General features: G+C 60.0%; 16 protein-coding genes. 5 read left to right on the forward strand and 11 right to left on the reverse strand.

Features of this window, described 5'->3' with window-relative positions:
- Positions 1-22 precede the first annotated feature (22 nt).
- The 4 genes from CKW16_RS13940 to CKW16_RS13955 are packed head-to-tail and all read right to left on the reverse strand — an operon-like array spanning position 23 to position 5,590.
- Entirely contained in the window at positions 23-1,978 is a 1,956-nt protein-coding gene (locus CKW16_RS13940) for an acetyl/propionyl/methylcrotonyl-CoA carboxylase subunit alpha (protein ID WP_095128909.1), read from the reverse strand.
- The gene (locus CKW16_RS13945) at positions 1,978-2,793 is read right to left on the reverse strand and encodes a gamma-carboxygeranoyl-CoA hydratase (RefSeq protein WP_056740299.1); all 816 of its coding nucleotides are present in this window, start codon (positions 2,791-2,793) and stop codon (positions 1,978-1,980) included. The genes CKW16_RS13940 and CKW16_RS13945 overlap by 1 nt, the downstream gene beginning before the upstream one ends.
- Before the next feature lie 13 nt (positions 2,794-2,806).
- A complete protein-coding gene (locus CKW16_RS13950; RefSeq protein WP_095128910.1) occupies positions 2,807-4,414 on the reverse strand; it encodes a carboxyl transferase domain-containing protein in 1,608 nt (535 codons plus the stop codon).
- A gap of 12 nt (positions 4,415-4,426) precedes the next feature.
- Positions 4,427-5,590, reverse strand: a complete 1,164-nt coding sequence (locus CKW16_RS13955; protein WP_046047545.1) for an isovaleryl-CoA dehydrogenase — start codon at positions 5,588-5,590, stop codon at positions 4,427-4,429.
- A gap of 252 nt (positions 5,591-5,842) precedes the next feature.
- Between CKW16_RS13955 and CKW16_RS13960 the strand changes: the two genes are divergently transcribed.
- Positions 5,843-7,540: an AMP-binding protein gene (locus tag CKW16_RS13960; protein WP_095128911.1), complete on the forward strand. Its 1,698-nt coding sequence runs from the start codon at positions 5,843-5,845 to the stop codon at positions 7,538-7,540.
- Between the two features lie 619 nt (positions 7,541-8,159).
- Here CKW16_RS13960 and CKW16_RS13970 read toward each other — a convergent pair.
- The 3 genes from CKW16_RS13970 to CKW16_RS13980 all read right to left on the reverse strand — a co-directional run bounded on the left by CKW16_RS13970 (position 8,160) and on the right by CKW16_RS13980 (position 10,741).
- Positions 8,160-9,059, reverse strand: coding sequence for a hydroxymethylglutaryl-CoA lyase (locus tag CKW16_RS13970; protein WP_095128913.1), 900 nt, complete (start codon positions 9,057-9,059; stop codon positions 8,160-8,162).
- Between the two features lie 147 nt (positions 9,060-9,206).
- On the reverse strand, positions 9,207-9,608 hold the full coding sequence (locus CKW16_RS13975; protein ID WP_095128914.1) for a MerR family DNA-binding transcriptional regulator: 402 nt from the start codon (positions 9,606-9,608) through the stop codon (positions 9,207-9,209).
- Between the two features lie 203 nt (positions 9,609-9,811).
- The gene (locus tag CKW16_RS13980) at positions 9,812-10,741 is read right to left on the reverse strand and encodes a LysR family transcriptional regulator (RefSeq protein WP_046047541.1); all 930 of its coding nucleotides are present in this window, start codon (positions 10,739-10,741) and stop codon (positions 9,812-9,814) included.
- 165 nt (positions 10,742-10,906) lie between these two features.
- Between CKW16_RS13980 and CKW16_RS13985 the strand changes: the two genes are divergently transcribed.
- The gene (locus tag CKW16_RS13985) at positions 10,907-12,136 is read left to right on the forward strand and encodes an acyl-CoA dehydrogenase (protein WP_033057213.1); all 1,230 of its coding nucleotides are present in this window, start codon (positions 10,907-10,909) and stop codon (positions 12,134-12,136) included.
- Between the two features lie 42 nt (positions 12,137-12,178).
- On the opposite strand, the gene CKW16_RS13990 is transcribed toward CKW16_RS13985, so the two are convergent.
- Entirely contained in the window at positions 12,179-12,985 is an 807-nt protein-coding gene (locus CKW16_RS13990; RefSeq protein ID WP_095128915.1) for a TatD family hydrolase, read from the reverse strand.
- A gap of 235 nt (positions 12,986-13,220) precedes the next feature.
- Between CKW16_RS13990 and CKW16_RS13995 the strand changes: the two genes are divergently transcribed.
- From CKW16_RS13995 to CKW16_RS14005, 3 genes are all read left to right on the forward strand, one after another.
- Positions 13,221-14,642 carry a transglycosylase SLT domain-containing protein gene (locus tag CKW16_RS13995; protein ID WP_095128916.1) on the forward strand — a complete coding sequence of 474 codons (1,422 nt, stop codon included), beginning with the start codon at positions 13,221-13,223 and terminating at the stop codon, positions 14,640-14,642.
- A 103-nt stretch (positions 14,643-14,745) separates the two neighbouring features.
- Entirely contained in the window at positions 14,746-15,180 is a 435-nt protein-coding gene (locus tag CKW16_RS14000; protein WP_095128917.1) for a DoxX family protein, read from the forward strand.
- 248 nt (positions 15,181-15,428) lie between these two features.
- Positions 15,429-15,737 (forward strand): hypothetical protein, encoded by a 309-nt coding sequence (locus CKW16_RS14005; RefSeq protein ID WP_008148504.1) that lies wholly within the window; start codon positions 15,429-15,431, stop codon positions 15,735-15,737.
- Positions 15,738-15,755: 18 nt separating this feature from the next.
- On the opposite strand, the gene greB is transcribed toward CKW16_RS14005, so the two are convergent.
- From greB to CKW16_RS14020, 3 genes are read right to left on the reverse strand one after another with little or no spacing between them, the layout of a single operon-like run.
- Positions 15,756-16,253, reverse strand: a complete 498-nt coding sequence (greB, locus tag CKW16_RS14010) for a transcription elongation factor GreB (RefSeq protein WP_033057207.1) — start codon at positions 16,251-16,253, stop codon at positions 15,756-15,758.
- 34 nt (positions 16,254-16,287) lie between these two features.
- Positions 16,288-18,792 carry an ABC transporter permease gene (locus CKW16_RS14015; protein ID WP_095128918.1) on the reverse strand — a complete coding sequence of 835 codons (2,505 nt, stop codon included), beginning with the start codon at positions 18,790-18,792 and terminating at the stop codon, positions 16,288-16,290.
- Positions 18,792-19,475 (reverse strand): ABC transporter ATP-binding protein, encoded by a 684-nt coding sequence (locus CKW16_RS14020; RefSeq protein ID WP_008148510.1) that lies wholly within the window; start codon positions 19,473-19,475, stop codon positions 18,792-18,794. Before CKW16_RS14020 ends, CKW16_RS14015 begins: the two co-directional genes overlap by 1 nt.
- Position 19,476: the final 1 nt, after the last annotated feature.

Consider the following 19,476-nt stretch of genomic DNA (forward strand, 5'->3'; position numbering starts at 1 on the left):
AGACGTAGGACCGATCTTCATTTCATGCTTCTTCAAACTCGACCAACGCACTGCCTTCACTGACCATCTCGCCTTCCTGGCAATACAGCGCCTTGATCACCCCGGCGTGTGGCGCACGAATGCTGTGCTCCATCTTCATCGCCTCCAGCACCACCAGTTGCGCCCCGGCTTCTACCGTTTGCCCGGCTTCCACCAGTACCCGCACGATGCTGCCATTCATGGGCGCGGTCAGCCCGCCGTGATGGCTGTGACTGGCTTCGACGGCACTGATCGGGTCGTAGGACTCGATGCGGCGCAATTCACCTTCCCATTGCAGATACAGAACATCGCCACGGCGGATTGCCCGATGCTGGCGGCGCAGGCCGTTGTGCTCGATTAGCAGTTGCTCGCCCTTGAGTTGAGCGGTGTGGGCATCAGCGTCGCCCAACGTCAGCGCGCGATCCTGGCCTTCACAACTCAAGTGCAGGGTGATTTCTGTCGGCAGTCCGGCACGGAAACCATTGCTGTTGGCCCAAGGCGAAACCGGGTCATCGGCTCGTGGAGAACTCGGCTGGCTTTGGGCAAACGCCTGGGCGGCGGCTTGCCAGAATTCGTCACTGAGGTCCGAGGCAACTGGCAGCAGTTCTTCCTGATAACGCGGAATGAATCCGGTATCGAGCTCTGCCGCAGCAAACGCCCGATGGCCGACTATTCGGCGCAGGAAGTTGATGTTGGTCTTGAGCCCGCCAATGGCAAACTCATCGAGCATGCTCAGCAGCCGCAATCGCGCCTGTTCACGATCCTCGCCCCAGGCAATCAGTTTGCCGAGCATCGGGTCGTAGAACGGTGAAATTTCATCGCCTTCTTCTACACCACTGTCCACCCGCCGTCCCGGACCTTGCGTGGATTCGCGATACAGCTCCAGTCGGCCGGTCGCCGGCAGGAAATCATTGCCCGGGTCTTCGGCATACAACCGCACTTCGATGGCATGGCCGATCAGCGGAACCTCGGCTTGAGTCATTGGCAGCGCTTCGCCGCGGGCCACACGAATCTGCCAGGCCACCAGATCGAGGCCGGTGATGGCTTCGGTGACCGGGTGTTCGACTTGCAGGCGGGTGTTCATCTCCATGAAGAAGAATTCACCGCGAGAGTCCAGCAGAAACTCCACAGTGCCGGCGCCGACATAGCCGATGGCTTGTGCAGAACGCACGGCGGCTTCGCCCATGGCGCGACGCAGTTCCGGGCTCAAGCCTGGAGCGGGTGCTTCTTCAACGACTTTTTGATGGCGACGCTGAATCGAGCAGTCACGTTCGTTGAGGTAAAGGCAGTTGCCGTGCTGATCGGCAAAGACCTGGATTTCCACGTGACGCGGTTTGAGCAGGTACTTCTCCACCAGCATCCGCGAATCGCCGAACGAGGATTTCGCTTCACGCTGGGCCGAGGCCAGGGCTTCGGCCAACTGGCTGACATCCTCGACCACTTTCATGCCTTTGCCGCCACCGCCCGCGGTGGCCTTGAGCAGCACCGGATAACCGATGCGTTCGCAGGCGTCGCGGAAAGTGTCGAGGTCCTGAGCTTCACCGTGATAGCCAGGCACCAGCGGCACGCCGGCGGTTTCCATCAAGGCTTTGGCGGCGGATTTGCTGCCCATCGCATCAATGGCCGAGGCGGGCGGGCCGAGGAAAATCAGGCCAGCTTCTTCAATCGCGCGGGCGAACCCGGCGTTCTCGGACAGAAAGCCATAACCCGGATGAATCGCCTGAGCGCCGCTGGCCTTGGCCGCGGCGATCAGTTTGTCGATTTGCAGGTAACTGTCGGCGGCTTTGCTGCCACCGAGGTCGACGCGGATATCCGCTTCGCGGCTGTGTCGGGCTTCACGGTCAGTGGCGCTGTGCACGGCCACGGTGGTCAGGCCCAGCGCTTTGGCGGTGCGCATCACCCGGCAAGCGATTTCGCCGCGGTTGGCCACCAGCAGGGTGGTGAGAACAGGTGCGCTCATCAACGCGGCTCCTTGGTGGTGGTTTCGGCTTGCCAGCTCGGCGGACGTTTTTGCAGAAAGGCCCGCAAGCCTTCCTGACCTTCGGGGCTGACGCGAATTCGGGCGATGGCATTTTCGGTGTAGCGGCGTAGTGCCGGGGTCAGCGCGCCGTGGCCGACTTCGCGCAGCAAGTCCTTGCTGGAGCGCATGGCGGCCGGGCTGTTGAGCAACAGGTTGTCGATCCACTGTTCGACTTTCTGTTCCAGCTCAGCGATCGGATAACTCTCCGACAACAGGCCGATTTCCCGCGCTCGCTGTCCGCCGAAACGCTCGGCAGTTAGCGCATAGCGACGTGCCGCGCGTTCGCCGATGGCTTGCACCACGAACGGACTGATCACCGCCGGGGCCAGGCCGATGCGCACTTCCGACAGGCAGAACTGCGCGTCATCGGCGCCGATGGCCATGTCGCAGCAACTGATCAGGCCCAGCGCGCCACCGAATGCAGCGCCTTGCACCACCGCCAGCGTCGGGACTTTCAGCTTGGCGAGGTTGTACATCAACTCCGCCAGTTCCCGGGCGTCGTCGAGGTTGGTGTGGTAATCGAGTTCGGCCGATTGCTGCATCCAGGCCAGATCCGCGCCGGCGCTGAAATGCTTGCCGCGTCCGCGCACTAACAGGAAACGCAGACTGGCATCGCTCGATACTTTGTCCAGGGCGAGGATCAGTTCGCGGATCATTTCGGCATTGAACGCGTTGTTCTTTTCTTCACGGCTGAGCCACAGGGTCGCAAAACCACGTGGGTCGGTCAGCAGTTCGAGGGTGTTGAAGTCGCTCATGATTTTCTCCCGATCACATCCGGAACACGCCGAAGCGGCTCTGTTCGACAGGCGCATTCAGCGACGCCGACAAGGCCAGGGCCAATACATCGCGGGTTTGCGCCGGGTCGATGACACCGTCGTCCCACAACCGGGCGCTGGAGTAGTAGGGATGACCCTGTTCTTCATACTGGTCGAGGATCGGTTGCTTGATCTCGGCTTCCTGCTCGGCGCTGAAACTGTGGCCACTGCGCTCAGCCTGCTCGCGTTTCACCTGCACCAAAACACCCGCGGCTTGCTCGGCGCCCATCACGCCGATGCGTGCGTTCGGCCACATCCACAGGAAACGTGGATCGTAAGCTCGCCCACACATGCCGTAGTTACCGGCACCGAAACTGCCACCGATGATCACAGTGAATTTCGGCACCTTGGCGCACGCCACGGCGGTTACCAGTTTCGCGCCATGCTTGGCGATGCCGCCGGCCTCGTATTTCTGGCCGACCATGAAACCGGTGATGTTTTGCAGGAACAGCAGCGGAATACCGCGCTGACAAGCCAGCTCGATGAAGTGCGCGCCTTTCTGCGCGGCTTCGGCGAACAGAATGCCGTTGTTGGCGAGGATCGCGATCGGGTAACCGTGCAAGTGGGCAAAGCCGCACACCAGGGTCGTCCCGAACAGTGCTTTGAATTCGTCGAACACCGAACCGTCCACCAACCGCGCAATCACTTCGCGCACGTCGAACGGTTGCTTGGCATCCGCCGACACCACGCCGTAGAGCTCGTCGCTGTTGTAGAGCGGGGCGATGGGCGTGCGCTGTTGCACTTCACCGAGTTTGCGCCAGTTAAGGTTGGCGATGCTGCGCCGTGCAATGGCCAAGGCGTGTTCGTCGCTCTCGGCGTAGTGGTCGGCCACCCCGGAAATCTTGCAGTGCACATCGGCCCCGCCGAGGTCTTCGGCGCTGACCACTTCACCGGTCGCGGCTTTTACCAGTGGCGGGCCGGCGAGAAAAATCGTCGCTTGCTCGCGCACCATGATCGCTTCGTCGGCCATGGCTGGCACGTACGCGCCACCGGCGGTGCAGGAACCCATGACCACCGCGATTTGCGGGATGCCCATGGCGCTCATGTTGGCCTGGTTGAAGAAGATCCGTCCGAAGTGCTCACGGTCCGGGAACACTTCATCCTGACGCGGCAGGTTGGCGCCGCCAGAGTCCACCAGGTAGATGCACGGCAAGCGGTTCTGCTGGGCAATGGTTTGGGCGCGCAGGTGTTTTTTCACGGTCAGCGGGTAATACGAGCCACCTTTTACGGTGGCGTCGTTGGCGACGATCATGCATTCGACGCCTTCCACACGGCCGATCCCGGCAATCACGCCAGCGGCCGGAACGTCTTCGCCATACACCTCGTAGGCTGCCAATTGGCTGATCTCGAGAAACGGCGAACCCGGATCGAGCAAGCGATTAATCCGTTCACGGGGCAGCAGTTTGCCCCGCGAGGTGTGGCGCTCTTGCGCCTTCGGGCCGCCACCTTGCTGCACTTTAGCGAGCAGGGTGTGCAGGGCGTCCACCTGTTTGAGCATTGCCGCGCTGTTGGCCGCGAACTCCGCCGAACGGGGGTTGAGCTGGGTATGCAGGATAGCCATGGACAGCTCCGTTTAGCGGGTTTCGTTGAACAGTTCGCGACCGATCAGCATGCGACGGATCTCACTGGTGCCGGCACCGATTTCGTACAGCTTGGCGTCACGCAGCAGACGACCGGCCGGGAATTCGTTGATGTAGCCATTGCCACCCAGGATCTGGATCGCATCGAGGGCCATTCGGGTCGCGCATTCGGCGCTGTAGAGGATTACTCCAGCGGCGTCCTTGCGGGCGGTTTCGCCACGCTCGCACGCCTGCGCTACCGCATAGAGGTAGGCGCGGCTGGCATTGAGTTGGGTGTACATGTCGGCGACCTTGCCCTGGATCAGCTGGAATTCGCCGATGCTTTGGCCGAACTGCTTGCGGTCGTGGATGTACGGCACGATCAGGTCCATGCAGGCTTGCATGATTCCGGTCGGGCCGCCGGACAGGACAACGCGTTCGTAATCGAGGCCGCTCATCAGCACTTTCACGCCGCCGTTGAGCACGCCGAGGATATTTTCTTCCGGCACTTCGACGTCGTCGAAGAACAGCTCGCAGGTGTTGGAACCGCGCATGCCGAGCTTGTCGAATTTGTTGCTGCGGCTGAAGCCTTTGGAATCACGCTCTACGATGAACGCAGTGATGCCGTGGGGGCCTTTTTCCAGGTCGGTCTTGGCGTAGATCACGTAGGTATTGGCGTCTGGGCCGTTGGTGATCCAGGTCTTGCTGCCGTTCAGGACGTAGTGATCGCCGCGCTTGTCGGCACGCAGTTTCATCGACACCACGTCAGAACCGGCATTCGGTTCGCTCATGGCCAGGGCGCCGATGTGTTCGCCGCTGATCAGCTTCGGCAGATATTTGGTTTTCTGTTCGTGATTGCCATTGCGGTTGATCTGGTTGACGCAGAGGTTGGAGTGCGCGCCGTAGGACAGGGCAACCGAGGCCGAACCGCGGCTGATTTCTTCCATGATCACCACGTGGGCCAGGTAACCCAGGCCAGCGCCGCCGTACTCTTCCGGGACGGTCACGCCCAGCAGGCCCATGTCGCCGAATTTACGCCACAGGTCGGCGGGGAACAGGTTGTCGATGTCGATCTGAGCAGCGCGAGGGGCGATCTCTTTGGCGACGAAGGACTGAACCTGATCGCGCAGCATGTCGATGGTTTCACCGAGGGCAAAGTTCAGGGATGGGTAGCTCATGGGTCACCTTTTGGCTTTTTTGTAGGGTAGGGAGGGCCGTGATGTGGTTCTCACCTTTACGTTAACGTAAGCCTGTGACGAATGGCTGTCAATCACCCTTTACGTTAACGTCAACTTGAGCGACTCTGTAGGAGCTGAGCTTGCTCGCGAAGAACGATAACGCGGTCCTACAGCTACACCGCAGTGCTCCTATCGCAGGCAAGTCGGATCGCCGTACCGCTAATTCCTACAATAAAGACAATAGGGGTCGTCATGGATCAACCCAGTGCAAGCCCGCAGCGCAGTTATACCCGTGGTTCCCAGGACAAAGCCTTGCTGGCGATGACCATCGGACAGGCGTTCGATAACACCGTCGCGCAGTACCCGACCGGGGAGGCGCTGGTCGTGCGCCATCAACAGTTGCGCTACACCTGGCAGCAACTGGCCGAAGCCGTGGATTTGCATGCCAAAGCGCTGTTGGCGCTGGGTTTGCAGACCGGTGACCGTCTCGGCATCTGGGCACCGAACTGCGCCCAATGGTGTATCAGCCAGTTTGCCAGCGCGAAAATTGGTGTGATTCTGGTCAACATCAATCCGGCTTATCGCAGCTCCGAACTTGAATACGTGTTGAAGCAGTCGGGCTGCCAATGGCTGGCCTGCGCCGGTGCCTTCAAGACCTCCGACTATCACGGGATGCTGCAGGGTTTGGTGCCTGAGTTGGCGGAGCAATCCATCGGGAAATTGCAAAGCGAACGCCTGCCGGATCTGCGCGGGGTGATCAGCCTCGATGCCCAGCCGCCATCGGGTTTCCTGCCTTGGTCACAATTGACCGATCTGGCGGGCAGCGTGTCGGCCGAGCAGTTGCGCGAACGCCAGGACAGCCTGCATTTCGACCAGGCGGTAAATATCCAGTACACCTCCGGCACCACCGGTTTCCCGAAAGGCGCGACCCTCAGTCACTACAACATTCTGAACAACGGTTACATGGTCGGCGAAAGCCTCGGGTTGACCGCGAGTGATCGTCTGGTCATCCCGGTGCCGCTGTATCACTGCTTCGGCATGGTCATGGGCAACCTCGGCTGCATGACCCACGGCAGCACCATGATTTACCCCAACGATGCGTTCGATCCATTGCTGACCCTGACCACCGTCGCCGAAGAAAAGGCCACCGCGCTTTATGGCGTGCCAACCATGTTCATCGCCATGCTCGATCAGCCCAAACGCGCTGAATTCGATCTGTCGAGCCTGCGCACCGGGATCATGGCCGGGGCGACTTGTCCGATCGAGGTGATGCGTCGGGTCATCAGTGACATGCACATGAGCGAAGTGCAGATTGCCTACGGCATGACGGAAACAAGTCCGGTGTCGTTGCAGACCGGTCCGTCAGACGAACTGGAATTGCGCGTCACCACCGTCGGCCGAACTCAGCCGCAACTGGAAAGCAAAATCATCGACGAGGCGGGCAACCTCGTGCCGCGCGGCACTATCGGTGAGCTGTGCACCCGCGGCTACAGTGTGATGCTCGGTTACTGGAACAACCCGCAAGGCACCGCCGAAGCCATCGACCAGGCAGGCTGGATGCACACCGGTGATCTGGCGAGCATGAACGACGAAGGCTACGTATGCATTGCCGGACGTAACAAGGACATGATCATTCGCGGCGGTGAGAATATTTACCCGCGGGAGTTGGAAGAGTTCTTCTTTACCCATCCGGCAGTCGCGGATGTGCAAGTGATCGGGATTCCGTGCTCGCGTTATGGCGAAGAGATTGTCGCCTGGATCAAATTCCATCCGGGCCACAGTGCTACCGAGCAGGAGCTGCAAGCGTGGTGCAAGGAGCGCATCGCGCACTTCAAGACACCGCGTTATTTTAAGTTCGTCGATGAGTTTCCGATGACCGTGACCGGGAAGATCCAGAAGTTTCGGATGCGCGAGATCAGTATCGAGGAGTTGAAGACCAATAACATCTGACGAAAATCCCATGTGGGAGCGAGATCGCTCCCACATGGGATGGCGCTGCAAATTACAAACGCCAGAAAGCACAAAGGGGAGCCGAAGCTCCCCTTTAATTTTGTCGTTGCGCGTGCTCTTTTTTTATTATTGAGGGGCGGTCTGTTGTTGTTTTTGGAAACCGTGACCCTTTACCGCTTTTTTTTGTCGATCCCCATCCGGGATCAAGAGCAAACGTATTTTTTTGAGCGCTGATCTACTTTTTCGCTAAGCGATCCAACCAGTTCGGGAGCTACCTGAAGGTAGTTTTATTGTTCTCTGCCCGGTTGCGGGTTACTCCGAAAAGCACCCTGAAAAGCACATCCTCTCCAAAAAAATCTGTTAGCTGCGTCTCTGCCGTGTTGTTTTTGTTATGTCAGAGTCGTTACGTCTTATTTTTATTAGGTTTGCCGCTTTTTTTATTCTTGTTATGCAGTAGAGATAGCAGAAGCCGTGCCAACTTTTAAAAAACCTTTAAAATCAATGACTTGTATTTTTATCGGATTTTTCCGTCAGTCAAAACCCGACAATTTGTTTCCGTGTTACTCGCTTGCGCCCCACGTTTCAGACGCAGCGGTAACACCCGGACACATCCGCGCACTCACTGTGCGCTACGAGCCTTGGCCACGCGCGAACCGGTCGGGCGCCCCAGCACCGTGCAAATCTGCTGACCGGCCAGAATCAAGGCGTCCAGGTCGATACCGGTCTCGATACCGAGGCCGTTGAGCAGGTAAACCACGTCTTCGGTGGCGACGTTACCGCTGGCGCCCTTGGCGTATGGGCAGCCGCCGAGACCGGCGATGGAGCTGTCGAACACCGAGATGCCTTCCAGCAGGCTGGCATAGATATTGGCCATGGCCTGGCCATAAGTGTCGTGGAAGTGTCCAGCCAGTTTTTCACGGGGTACATCGGCCGAGACCACCTCGAACATCTTGCGGGTCGCGCCAGCGGTGCCCGTGCCGATGGTGTCGCCCAGGGAAACTTCATAGCAGCCCATCGCATAGAGCTCGCGGGCGACCCGAGCGACTTGCTCGGGCGCAACGTTACCTTCGTAAGGGCAGCCCAGCACACAGGACACGTAACCGCGCACGCTGACACCGTGTTGCCTGGCCGCGTCCATGATCGGCATGAAGCGCTCCAGGCTTTCGCTGATCGAGCAATTGATGTTGCGCTGGGAAAACGATTCCGACGCGGCGGCGAACACCGCGACTTCCTTGACCCCGGCTGCAATGGCGTCTTCAAACCCGCGCAGGTTGGGGGCGAGTGCACCATAAGTCACGCCAGGCTTGCGCTGGATTTGCGCGAAGACGTCGGCGGAACCGGCCATTTGCGGAACCCATTTGGGCGAAACGAAACTGCCGACTTCTATATAGCCGAGACCGGCGGCGGTCAGCGCGTCGACCAGTTGCACCTTGTCCGCAACGCTGATGGGTTGGGCTTCGTTTTGCAGACCGTCGCGCGGGCCGACTTCGACCAGGCGTACGTGAGTGGGTAGGGACATAAGCAATTCACCTGTTCAGTTAGGGATCGTTCCCACGCTCTGCGTGGGAATGCCGCAATGGACGCTCTGCGTCCGCTCTGGATGTGTGACGCGGAGCGTCACGGGCTGCATTCCCACGCAGAGCGTGGGAACGATCATTACGTGTGGTTATTGGATGAGTTCCTGGCTTTTGATGGTCTGTTCCAGCGCCTGGGTGCAACGCTCCTGCGCGGTGTCCAGTTCCAGCTTCATCTGTTCGATGTCGAGCATCTGCTGTTCCAGCTGTTCGCGGCGTTCGGCGATTTTGGTCAGCATGGTTTGCAGCTGTTTCTGATTGCCGCCGGAGGGGTCGTAGAGTTCGATCAACTCGCGACATTCGGCCAGGGAGAAACCAATGCGTTTGCCCCGCAGGATCAGCTTCAGGCTGACCTTGTCACGGGGCGAGTAGATGCGTTCCTGACCGCGTCGCTCGGGGCTGAGCAGGCCTTGCTCTTCATAAAAGCGAATGGCCCGGGTGGTGATGTCGAGCTCGCGGGCGAGGTCGGAAATGCTATAGGTCTGGCTGCTCATGGAAGCGCTCGAAAAAGGTCATGGCGCTAAGCTAAAGGCAGGTTGACGTTTACGTCAAGCGGCGCTGATCTTCGGTGTTCTTACGGGCCTCTTCGCGAGCAAGCCCGCTCCCACATTGGTCGTGCGAACACTGGAGATCAAATGTGGGAGCGGGCTTGCTCCGGGCGGCGTTCCGACGAAGAACGATAACTCGGTAAAAAGCCCTACACCTTGTCGAGCTTCTTCTCATGTGCCGTCACTTGCTGGCACAACTCGATCATCTGCTCGCGCATCCAGCGGTTGGCCGGGTCCTGGTCGGTGCTTTCGTGCCAGTAGAGGTGGGTTTCCACCGGTGGCACATCGTTAACCGGCAGGTTCACCGAGTACAGGTCATGGCGGCGGGCGAAGCGTTCCGGCACGGTCATCACCATGTCGGTCTGCTGCAGCACTTGCGACGCCATCAAGTAGTGCTGGGATCGCAGGGCGATCTTGCGCTGTATGCCCATTTTGCCCAGCGCCAGGTCGACATGGCCCAGACCACTTCGGCGGCTGGAGATATGGATGTGGGTCAGCGACAGGTAATCGTCGAGGGTGAATTTCTCTTTACCCGCCAGCGGATGGCCCTTGCGCATGGCGCACACGTAACGGTCTTCCATCAACTTGACGTGGCGCACTTGCGGATCAGTGTTAAGCGGCGCGTCGACAGCGAAATCAAGACGCCCGGCCGCCAGCTCCTTGGTGGTTTCGCGGCGCTTGGACAGAAAGCTTTCGATGATCACCGTCGGTGCCAGGCGCCGCAGGCGCTGAAACAGTGCCGGCAGGATCACCGCTTCGGTGAGGTCGGTCATGCTGATGCGATACGTCTTGACCGCCTGCAACGGGTTGAAAATACGGCTTTCCTGCACCGACACCCGCAGCAGGGAGAGGGCGTTGCGCACCGGTCCGATAATGTTCTGCGCCATGGGCGTCGGGACCATGCCCTGAGCGGTACGCACGAACAACGGGTCATTGAAGGTCTCGCGCAGACGGGCCAGGGCGTTCGAGACCGCCGGTTGAGTAATGCCGACAATCTGCCCGGCACGGGTCAGGTTGGCTTCGGTGTAGATCGCGTCGAAGACGATGAAAAGGTTGAGGTCGACCTTGCTCAGATTCATTGCGCTGCACTCTTATTGTTGGGCTCTCGATCAGCCGATCATATATCGGTGATGAATGTTAATACACGCCGAGAATAGGCTAGGTAAATTTTCGTAGCTGTTCTAGCATCGATTGCATGACCTGAACAACTCATCAAAACCCTCCATTAAAAGGTAGAGCTGCCCATGGATTTCGCTTATTCGCCCAAGGTGCAAGAACTGCGTGAGCGCGTGACCGCGTTCATGGACACCTACGTTTATCCCGCCGAAGCGGTGTTCGAGCGCCAAGTCGCCGAGGGCGATCGCTGGCAGCCGACCGCAATCATGGAGGAGCTCAAACTCAAGGCCAAGGCTGAAGGTTTGTGGAATTTGTTTCTGCCGGAGTCCGAACTCGGCGCCGGCCTGACCAACCTCGAATACGCGCCGTTGGCCGAAATCATGGGCCGCTCGCTGTTGGGCCCCGAGCCGTTCAACTGCTCCGCGCCAGACACCGGGAACATGGAAGTGCTGGTGCGCTACGCCAATGAAGAACAGAAACAGCGCTGGCTCGAACCGCTGCTGCGCGGCGAGATCCGCTCGGCGTTCGCCATGACCGAACCGGACGTGGCCTCGTCCGACGCCACCAACATGGCCGCCCGCGCCGTGCGTGATGGCGACGAGTGGGTGATCAACGGCAAAAAATGGTGGACCTCAGGCGCTTGCGATCCACGCTGCAAGATTCTGATCTTCATGGGCCTGAGCGATCCCGACGCGCCGCGTCATGCGCAGCACTCGATGATTCTGGTGCCGGTGGATGCTCCGGGCGTGAAGATCGTTCGTCCGCTGCCAGTGTTCGGTTACGACGATGCACCTCACGGCCATGCCGAAGTGTTGTTCGAAAACGTCCGGGTGCCGTACGAAAACGTCCTGTTGGGCGAAGGACGCGGCTTCGAAATCGCTCAGGGTCGCCTTGGCCCAGGTCGGATTCACCACTGCATGCGTTCAATCGGCATGGCCGAGCGAGCATTGGAACTGATGTGCAAACGGGCGGTAACCCGTACTGCGTTCGGTAAACCTTTGGCGCGTCTGGGCGGCAACATCGACAAGATTGCCGACTCGCGGATGGAAATCGACATGGCGCGGCTGCTCACGTTGAAAGCGGCGTACATGATGGACACCGTGGGCAACAAGATTGCGAAAAGCGAAATCGCTCAGATCAAGGTTGTCGCACCGAACGTGGCCTTGCGGGTGATCGACCGGGCGATCCAGATCCATGGCGGGGCAGGGGTGTCCAACGATTTCCCACTGGCGTACATGTATGCGATGCAACGCACCCTGCGCCTGGCCGATGGCCCGGACGAAGTGCACCGTGCGGCGATCGGCAAGTTTGAAATCGGCAAGTACGTGCCCAAAGAAATGATGCGCAGCAGCCACTGATAATGTGGGAGCGAGCTTGCTCGCTCCCGCAGGTTCGGTTCGTCAGTCGACCATTGGCAAGCCGTAGAACGCTCGCGCACACGCCGTGCTGTGAGCGGCCAGATCTTCCTCGCTCTCCCCACGATGCAACGCCACTTCCCGCAACACTTCGGTCAGATACGCCGGTTCGTTGCGACCATTCTTCGGCTTGGGTCGCAGACTGCGCGGCAACAGATACGGCGCATCGCTTTCCAGCATTAGCCGTCCCCGCTTGATCTCTTTCACCAACGGATGCAGGTGCGTGCCCCGGCGCTCGTCGCAGATCCAGCCGGTGATGCCGATGTGCAAATCCAGATCGAGGTAACTGAACAGCGCCTTCTTTTCGCCCGTGAAGCAATGCGCCACAGCGGCCGGTAATTGATCACGGTAATCGCGAAGGATCTCCAGCAAGCGCTGACTGGCATCGCGCTCGTGGAGGAACACCGGCAATTGCAGCTCGACTGCCAACTCCAAGTGCTTTTCCAGGACTTTTTCCTGCTGCGGGCGCGGCGAGAAATCACGGTTGAAATCCAGCCCGCATTCACCTACCGCCACGACGTTCGGCTCTTTGAGCAAACTGCGCAGACGCTGGGCGCTGTCGGCGTTCCAGTCGCTGGCGCAGTGGGGATGAATGCCGGCGGTGGCGAACAGCCGTTGAGCCGTTTCGTCCAGTTGGCGGCACAGTTCCAGCGCCTGCTCGCTGCCTTCGACACTGGTGCCGGTGAGCACCAATTGGCAGACCCCGGCAGCGTAGGCGCGGTCGAGTACAGCCTGGTGTTTGTCGGCAAAACTGGGGTTGGTCAGGTTGACGCCGATATCGATGAGTTGCATGGTGCTACCTCGGACCAAAGGCCGGAAAGCATATCAGAGCTGTAGATTTATAAGAAAAGCCAAGAACTACAATGAGTTAAAGCTGTCTCTTGATGCCGCGAGACAGGTCAGGGTGGCTAAGGTGCCATCACTGTGCCAGTCTTTCGCACTTTGCCAGCGCTCAAGGCGCTCTGTTTCTGTCGTTCGATTTCATGAAAATTCTTGAGATCGGCCCAGTATTCTTTCTGGAGAGTGGATGATACGTCCCTCGGTTTTGCTACTGCTGTGTTGCTCGTTGCTGCTGCCGATGCCGGCGGTTGCGCGTCTGGCCGGGCCGCTGCAAGCCGTGCCTTCGACCAAAGTGCGGGACTTGGCGGAAATCCGCAGCAGTCGTGTGCTGCGCGTGTTGGTCAACCAGAGCCGCAACAGCTCCGGCGAAGTCCAGGGCCAGGCCATCGGTGTTGAATACCACCGCTTGCGTGCCTTCGAGCAATACCTCAACGGCCACGCCCGTGACGGTCAGGAAATTACCCTCAAGATCATTCCCAAGGGCAAGGATCAACTGATCGGCGCTTTGCAGCGCGGCGAGGGTGATCTGGTCGCTCCGGGGGAACTGCTCGACCTGCAACCGGGCCACGCGGTCAGCACCAGTGAACCGATTGCCAGCAACATCCCGTTGATATTGGTCGGGATCAAAGGCGAGCGACGTTACACCCGTCTCGAACAACTCTCTGGTAAAACCCTGGCGTTGCCCACCGGCAGTGCCGCCGGGGACGCGGTCAGCCAGATCAATCAAAAGCTCGCGCTGCTTAAACTGCCACCGGTGAGCATCGAGTGGGTCGATCCCAGTCTGGCGGTCGAGGATGTGCTGGAGATGGTCCAGGGCGGAATCTTTCACCTGACGATCGTCGAGCAACCTATTGCCGAGCGCTGGGGCAAGATCCTGACCAAGTTGCGTTTTGATCGGCAGGTGCTCATCAGTGAGCCGGGCGAAGAATTCTGGTTCGTGCGCCGCGACGCCTCAATGTTGCGTGCGAGCATTGATCGCTTCCTGACCGGTTACAAAAAACCATCGGATCAGGATGCTGCGTTCCTGCGGATCTATCGACGTCTGTATCAAGTGCACTATCCATTGGCCAAGGCTGATCGCCAGCGCCTCGAGAAACTTCGACCGGTGCTGCAGAAACACGCTGAAGCCCAAGGCATGGACTGGTTGAATCTGGCGGCCCTGGCGTTCAAGGAATCAGCCCTGCAACCCAATGCCCGCAGTGGCAGCGGTCCTACTGGCCTGATGCAGATTACCCCGTCCGCCGCGCAGCGGGTGGGGGTCAACAACATTCAGAATCTCGACGCCAATGTGCAGGCCGGGGCGAAGTACCTGGCGATGATTCGTCGCAAGTTTTTTGCCAGCCCCAAACTCAACGAGCGCGAGCGTATGGCGTTCGTGCTGGCGGCCTACAACATGGGGCCGGAGCGGGTTCAGGGCATGCGTGCCGAGGCTCGTCGGCGCGGTTTGAATCCCAATCAGTGGTTCTTCCAGGTCGAACGCATCGCCATGGAGCAGGTGGGAATGGGCGCCGTCAGCTATGTTAATAGCGTGAACAAGTATTACCTGGCGTTCGATCGGGAGCGGGAGTCGTTGGAGCCCCAGGGGCAGAAAGTTGCCTCACGCAAATAATCGAATAAACTGATTGTTATGGCGCATTAATTGCGCTTTTAACATGAGATTTACTGATTAATATAGCGGCCAACCAACACACACTGACAACGGATGACACAGCATGAGCACACTGATCAACAAGGTACTGTTTACCCGCGCTGGCTACGGCCTGACTGTCTTGCGGATTTTCGTCGGCATCATCTTCGCTGCCCACGGCTCGCAGAAACTTTTTGGGGCGTTCGGTGGTTACGGCCTGGCGGGCACCGCGCAGTACATGGAAAGCATCGGCCTGGCGCCGGGCTATCTGATGGCGACGCTGGCGGGCGGTACCGAGTTCTTCGCCGGTCTGGCCTTGATCATCGGCCTGCTGGTTCGCCCGGCAGCCCTCGGCCTGACCTTCCTCTCGCTGGTGGCAATTTTCTCGGTGCACCTCCCTAACGGGTTGTTCATGGCCAACAACGGTTATGAATTCGCCCTGGCGCTGCTCGGCGGCAGCATCGCGGTGCTGATCGAAGGCGCCGGCAAGCTCTCGGCTGACCGCGCTATCGCTGGCTGACCGCTCTGGTTCAATGAAAAGGCCCGCATTGCGCGGGGCCTTTTTTGTTCTCGTCATTCTTGACACTGTCCGGTCAGCTTCTCTAGGATGTTGCCCATGCGCCGATTTAAACAGCTACTTGCGGGGCGCCAGGTGACTCATTCAGTTGCCGATAGAAGCTTGAAACAGGCTTCGAAATACCGCTAAAGCGCTGGTTCGGTGTTGCCTCTCACCTGCCATGCAGACTTTTGAGGCAGAGACACGACACAATGAATGCACTAAGCCCCGTTATACGCCCCGCGCCGATCACGGCACACCTCACCCAGCGCAATCCAAAAATCCTGCTTGGCGGCAAACATCAGCCGACACTTTTGCGTTATCTCGATGGCTGGCCACGTCGCACCGGTGGGCCTGCGGCCTTCCTGATCCAGTTTGTCGAAGAGGGTGAATCGCTGGCTCGATTTGCCAGCGACAGTTTCGATCTGGCGGTGATTCAATCACCCAGCCTCGAGGACGCCCCCGAAGTGATCAAGCAATTGATTCGCGTTGCCCGACAAGGGCTGATTACCCGCCGTTGAGGCGTTGAACGCTGCGGCTCAAAGATACTCGATCGCCACGATATACACGCACTGCTCACCGGTCGGTGTCTGGACTCGAACCTCGGCGTCCAGCGCCTTGCCGATCAGGGCGCGGGCCAGCGGTGAGTCGATGCTGATCAGGCCCAGTTTCAAATCCAGTTCATCCGGCCCGACGATGCGGTAGCGTGACTCCTTGCCGTCTTCGTCTTCGATCGTGACCCAGGCGCCAAAATAGACTTTGTTCGGATCGCTCGGTTTTTCGCTGACGACTTTGAGCGCTTCCAGCCGCTTGGTGAGAAAGCGCACGCGACTGTCGATCTCGCGCAGCATCTTTTTGCCGTAGGTGTATTCGGCGTTTTCCGAGCGATCGCCCTGTGCCGCGGCCTCGCTGACTGACTGTGTCACCTGCGGTCGCCGAACATGCCAGAGTTCATGAAACTCGGCCCGCATCCGCGCTTCACCTTCGGGGGTGATCAGCGCGGTGCCAGCGGTGCGGGGAGGGCGATAACGGCTCATGGCAACTTCTTGTGGTGGAGAGAGCTTGAGTCTATCAACCCTCGCGCAAGACTGTCAGGGGGCTGGCGTTCAGCGCGCGACGTGTGCCGAACACGCCGGCACCGCCGATCAGCACCGCGCCGATCAGTGGCAATACCAGCAACCACGGATGCGGGTGCCACGGCAGGTCGAAGGCGTAGCGGTAGAGCACCATACTCACCAGTTCCGAACCCAGCGCTGCCAATAATCCGCTGACCGCCCCAAGCAAACCGAACTCGATCCGCCGGGCCTTGACCAACAGTTGCCGCTCGGCCCCCAGCGCTCGCAACAAGGCGCCTTGGCGAATGCGTTCATCGAGCGTCGCTTGCAAGCCTGAAAACAACACCGCCATCCCCGCCGCCAACACGAACAACAGCACGTACTCCACCGCCAGGGTGACTTGGGCGAGGATGCTGCGCAGCTGTTCGAGCAAGGCTTCGACTTGCAAGATGGTCACCGCCGGGAAGGCTCGCGACAGATCCACGATCTGCTGATCATGACCTGCCGCCAGATAAAAACTGGTCAGGTAGGTCGCCGGCAGATCCTTCAGCGTGCCGGGCTGGAAGATCATGAAGAAGTTAGGCTGGAAGTTGTCCCAGTTGACCTCCCGCAGGCTGGTGACTTTTGCTTCGCGATTGACGCCGCCCACGGTAAACACCATGTGATCGCCGAGCTTGAGCTTCAGGCTTTCGGCGACTTGGCCTTCCACCGATACGCCGGGAATCTCGTCCGGCGCCTGTTCAGCCCACCAGTTGCCCGCCGTGAGTTTGTTGCCTGTCGGCAAATCCGCCGCCCAGGTCAGGCTCAGGTCGCGCTGGATCGCGCGATCACCAGCCGTATCCTTGCTGACGATTTCCTGCACCGGCTCGCCGTTGACGCTGATCAGCCGTCCAGGTACCACCGGGTACAACGGCGCGGATTGCGCCGACAGTTTGATCAGGCGATCGATGAATGCCTGTTTGTCCGCCGGCAGGATGTTAAGCGCGAAATAGTTGGGCGCGTTTTTCGGTAGCTGGTTCTGCCAGGTGTCCAGCAACTCGCCGCGCAGCAATGCGATCAGCGCCATGGACAGCAGAATCAAACCGAAGGCGAGGGATTGCCCCGCGGCCGCCAGCGGATGACGCAGCAATTGGCCCAGCCCGAGGCGCCATGGCAAAGAGGCACGCGCCAGCATTCGACGCAGGCTCTTCAGAAGCAGCAACAGCAAGCCGCCAAGCACCAACGCCGCGATCACACCGCCACCGAGCAGGGCGAAGGTCAATATCAGGTCCAGGCTCAGGCGCCACATGATCAGCCCGAGGGCGCCCAATGCCGCGCCGTAGACCATCCAGGTACTGGAAGGAATCGGCAGCATGTCCCGACGCAATACCCGCAATGGCGGAACCCGGCCCAGTGCCGCCAGTGGTGGCAAGGCAAAACCGGCCAGCGCCACCAGCCCGGTGCCGATCCCGGCGATGGCTGGAAACAGACCGCCCGGAGGAACGTCGGTCGGCAATAAATCATGCAGCAGCGCGAACAGTCCCAGCTGCGCGAACCAGCCGATAAGGGCGCCGCTGATACTGGCGAGCAGTCCGAGCACCGTCAGCTGCAAACTGAACAGCACCATGGTTTCCCGCCGGGACAGCCCCAGGCAGCGCAGCAATGCACTGGCATCGAATCGGCGGGTGGCGAAGCGCGTCGCCGACAGCGCCACCGCCACACCCGACAGCAGAACCGCCACCAGACTGGCCATGTTCAAGTAACGCTCGGCCTTGCCCAAGGCGCCGCCGATCTGTCGGTTGCCATCACGGGCATCCTGAATACGCTGGTTGGCGGCGAGTCCGGGTTTGATCAATTGACGATAGGTTTCCAGCGCCTCGGCTTTACCGCGCCAGAGTTCGCGGTAACTGACCCGGCTGCCGGGTTGCACCACGCCGGTCGCGGCGAGGTCGCTGAGGTTGATCAGCACCCGTGGCGTCAGGCTGTAGAAATTGCCGGCGCGGTCCGGTTCGTAGGTCAGCACTCGCGCCAGTTTGAGGGTTCGCACGCCGACGTCGATGCTGTCGCCGATTTTCAGGTCCAGCGCGGTCAGCAGTCGTGCTTCGACCCAGGCTTCACCGGGTTTCGGTCCGCCACCGGGTTCTTCCGGGGCGAAGGGCGCCGGGGCACTTTTCAGTTCGCCGCGCAGTGGGTAGACGTCATCGGCAGCCTTGATGCTGGACAACTGAATGCCATTGTCAGTGGCGATGACGCTGGAGAATTCCACCACTTGAGCGTGTTCAAGGCCCAGATCCGTGCCGCTTTTAATCTGTTCGGGGCGCGCGGGAGAGCTGCCTTCGAGCAACAGGTCGGCACCGAGAAACTCGGTGGCGCGCAGCATCATGGCGCCGTTCAGGCGGGCGCCGAAGTAGCCGATGGCGGTACTCGACGCCACGGCCACCAGCAAGGCAAAGAACAACACGCGCAACTCACCGGCACGGGCGTCACGCATTAGTTGGCGGATGGCAAGACTGAACAGGCGTAACAGCGGCAGGCGTGCCATTAAACCTCCAGAGGCGGGACGAGCAGGCCGGCGTCGAGGCGGATCAGGCGTCGGCAGCGATGTGCGAGGCGTTCATCGTGGGTTACCAGCACCAGGGTCGTGCCGCGTTCCTGATTGAGTTCGAACAGCAGATCGCTGATGCGCTCGCCGGTATGGCTGTCGAGGTTGCCGGTGGGTTCGTCGGCAAACAGCACATCGGGCTCGGCGGCAAAGGCTCGGGCAATCGCCACGCGCTGCTGTTCTCCGCCGGAGAGCTGGCGGGGCGAATGGGTCAAGCGTTGACCCAGCCCGACGCGTTGCAGCAGTTCGGTGGCGCGCTCACGGGCGTCCTTGCGCCCATCGAGTTCCAGCGGCAGCATGACGTTTTCCAGGGCGTTGAGGCTGTCCAGTAGCTGGAATGATTGAAAGACAAAACCCACATGCTCGGCGCGGATGCGCGCCCGTTGGTCTTCATCGAGATTGCTCAGGGCTTGACCAGCGAGCGTGACTTCACCGCTGCTCGGCAGATCGAGACCGGCGAGCAGGCCCAGAAGGGTGGATTTGCCGGAACCGGAGGCCCCGACGATGGCCAGACTGTCGCCCTTGTTCAGTTTCAGGCTCAGTTCGTGCAGGATGGTCAGTTCACCTTCCGCGCTGGGAACCACTTTGCTGAGGTTCTTCGCGGTGAGAATGCTTGCGCCCATG

The sequence above is a fragment of the Pseudomonas sp. Irchel s3h14 genome, assembly GCF_900187425.1.
GTDB lineage: Bacteria > Pseudomonadota > Gammaproteobacteria > Pseudomonadales > Pseudomonadaceae > Aquipseudomonas.

What these genes read in the sequence shown, in the direction of transcription:
- CKW16_RS14020 (WP_008148510.1), bottom strand. Translation starts at nt 19,475, where the DNA reads ATGGGCGCAAGCATTCTCACCGCGAAGAACCTCAGCAAAGTGGTTCCC.
- CKW16_RS13970 (WP_095128913.1), bottom strand. Translation starts at nt 9,059, where the DNA reads ATGTCCCTACCCACTCACGTACGCCTGGTCGAAGTCGGCCCGCGCGAC.
- CKW16_RS13995 (WP_095128916.1), top strand. Translation starts at nt 13,221, where the DNA reads ATGATACGTCCCTCGGTTTTGCTACTGCTGTGTTGCTCGTTGCTGCTG.
- CKW16_RS14000 (WP_095128917.1), top strand. Translation starts at nt 14,746, where the DNA reads ATGAGCACACTGATCAACAAGGTACTGTTTACCCGCGCTGGCTACGGC.
- greB (WP_033057207.1), bottom strand. Translation starts at nt 16,253, where the DNA reads ATGAGCCGTTATCGCCCTCCCCGCACCGCTGGCACCGCGCTGATCACC.
- CKW16_RS13980 (WP_046047541.1), bottom strand. Translation starts at nt 10,741, where the DNA reads ATGAATCTGAGCAAGGTCGACCTCAACCTTTTCATCGTCTTCGACGCG.
- CKW16_RS14005 (WP_008148504.1), top strand. Translation starts at nt 15,429, where the DNA reads ATGAATGCACTAAGCCCCGTTATACGCCCCGCGCCGATCACGGCACAC.
- CKW16_RS13985 (WP_033057213.1), top strand. Translation starts at nt 10,907, where the DNA reads ATGGATTTCGCTTATTCGCCCAAGGTGCAAGAACTGCGTGAGCGCGTG.
- CKW16_RS13960 (WP_095128911.1), top strand. Translation starts at nt 5,843, where the DNA reads ATGGATCAACCCAGTGCAAGCCCGCAGCGCAGTTATACCCGTGGTTCC.
- CKW16_RS13990 (WP_095128915.1), bottom strand. Translation starts at nt 12,985, where the DNA reads ATGCAACTCATCGATATCGGCGTCAACCTGACCAACCCCAGTTTTGCC.
- CKW16_RS13940 (WP_095128909.1), bottom strand. Translation starts at nt 1,978, where the DNA reads ATGAGCGCACCTGTTCTCACCACCCTGCTGGTGGCCAACCGCGGCGAA.
- CKW16_RS14015 (WP_095128918.1), bottom strand. Translation starts at nt 18,792, where the DNA reads ATGGCACGCCTGCCGCTGTTACGCCTGTTCAGTCTTGCCATCCGCCAA.
- CKW16_RS13955 (WP_046047545.1), bottom strand. Translation starts at nt 5,590, where the DNA reads ATGAGCTACCCATCCCTGAACTTTGCCCTCGGTGAAACCATCGACATG.
- CKW16_RS13975 (WP_095128914.1), bottom strand. Translation starts at nt 9,608, where the DNA reads ATGAGCAGCCAGACCTATAGCATTTCCGACCTCGCCCGCGAGCTCGAC.
- CKW16_RS13945 (WP_056740299.1), bottom strand. Translation starts at nt 2,793, where the DNA reads ATGAGCGACTTCAACACCCTCGAACTGCTGACCGACCCACGTGGTTTT.
- CKW16_RS13950 (WP_095128910.1), bottom strand. Translation starts at nt 4,414, where the DNA reads ATGGCTATCCTGCATACCCAGCTCAACCCCCGTTCGGCGGAGTTCGCG.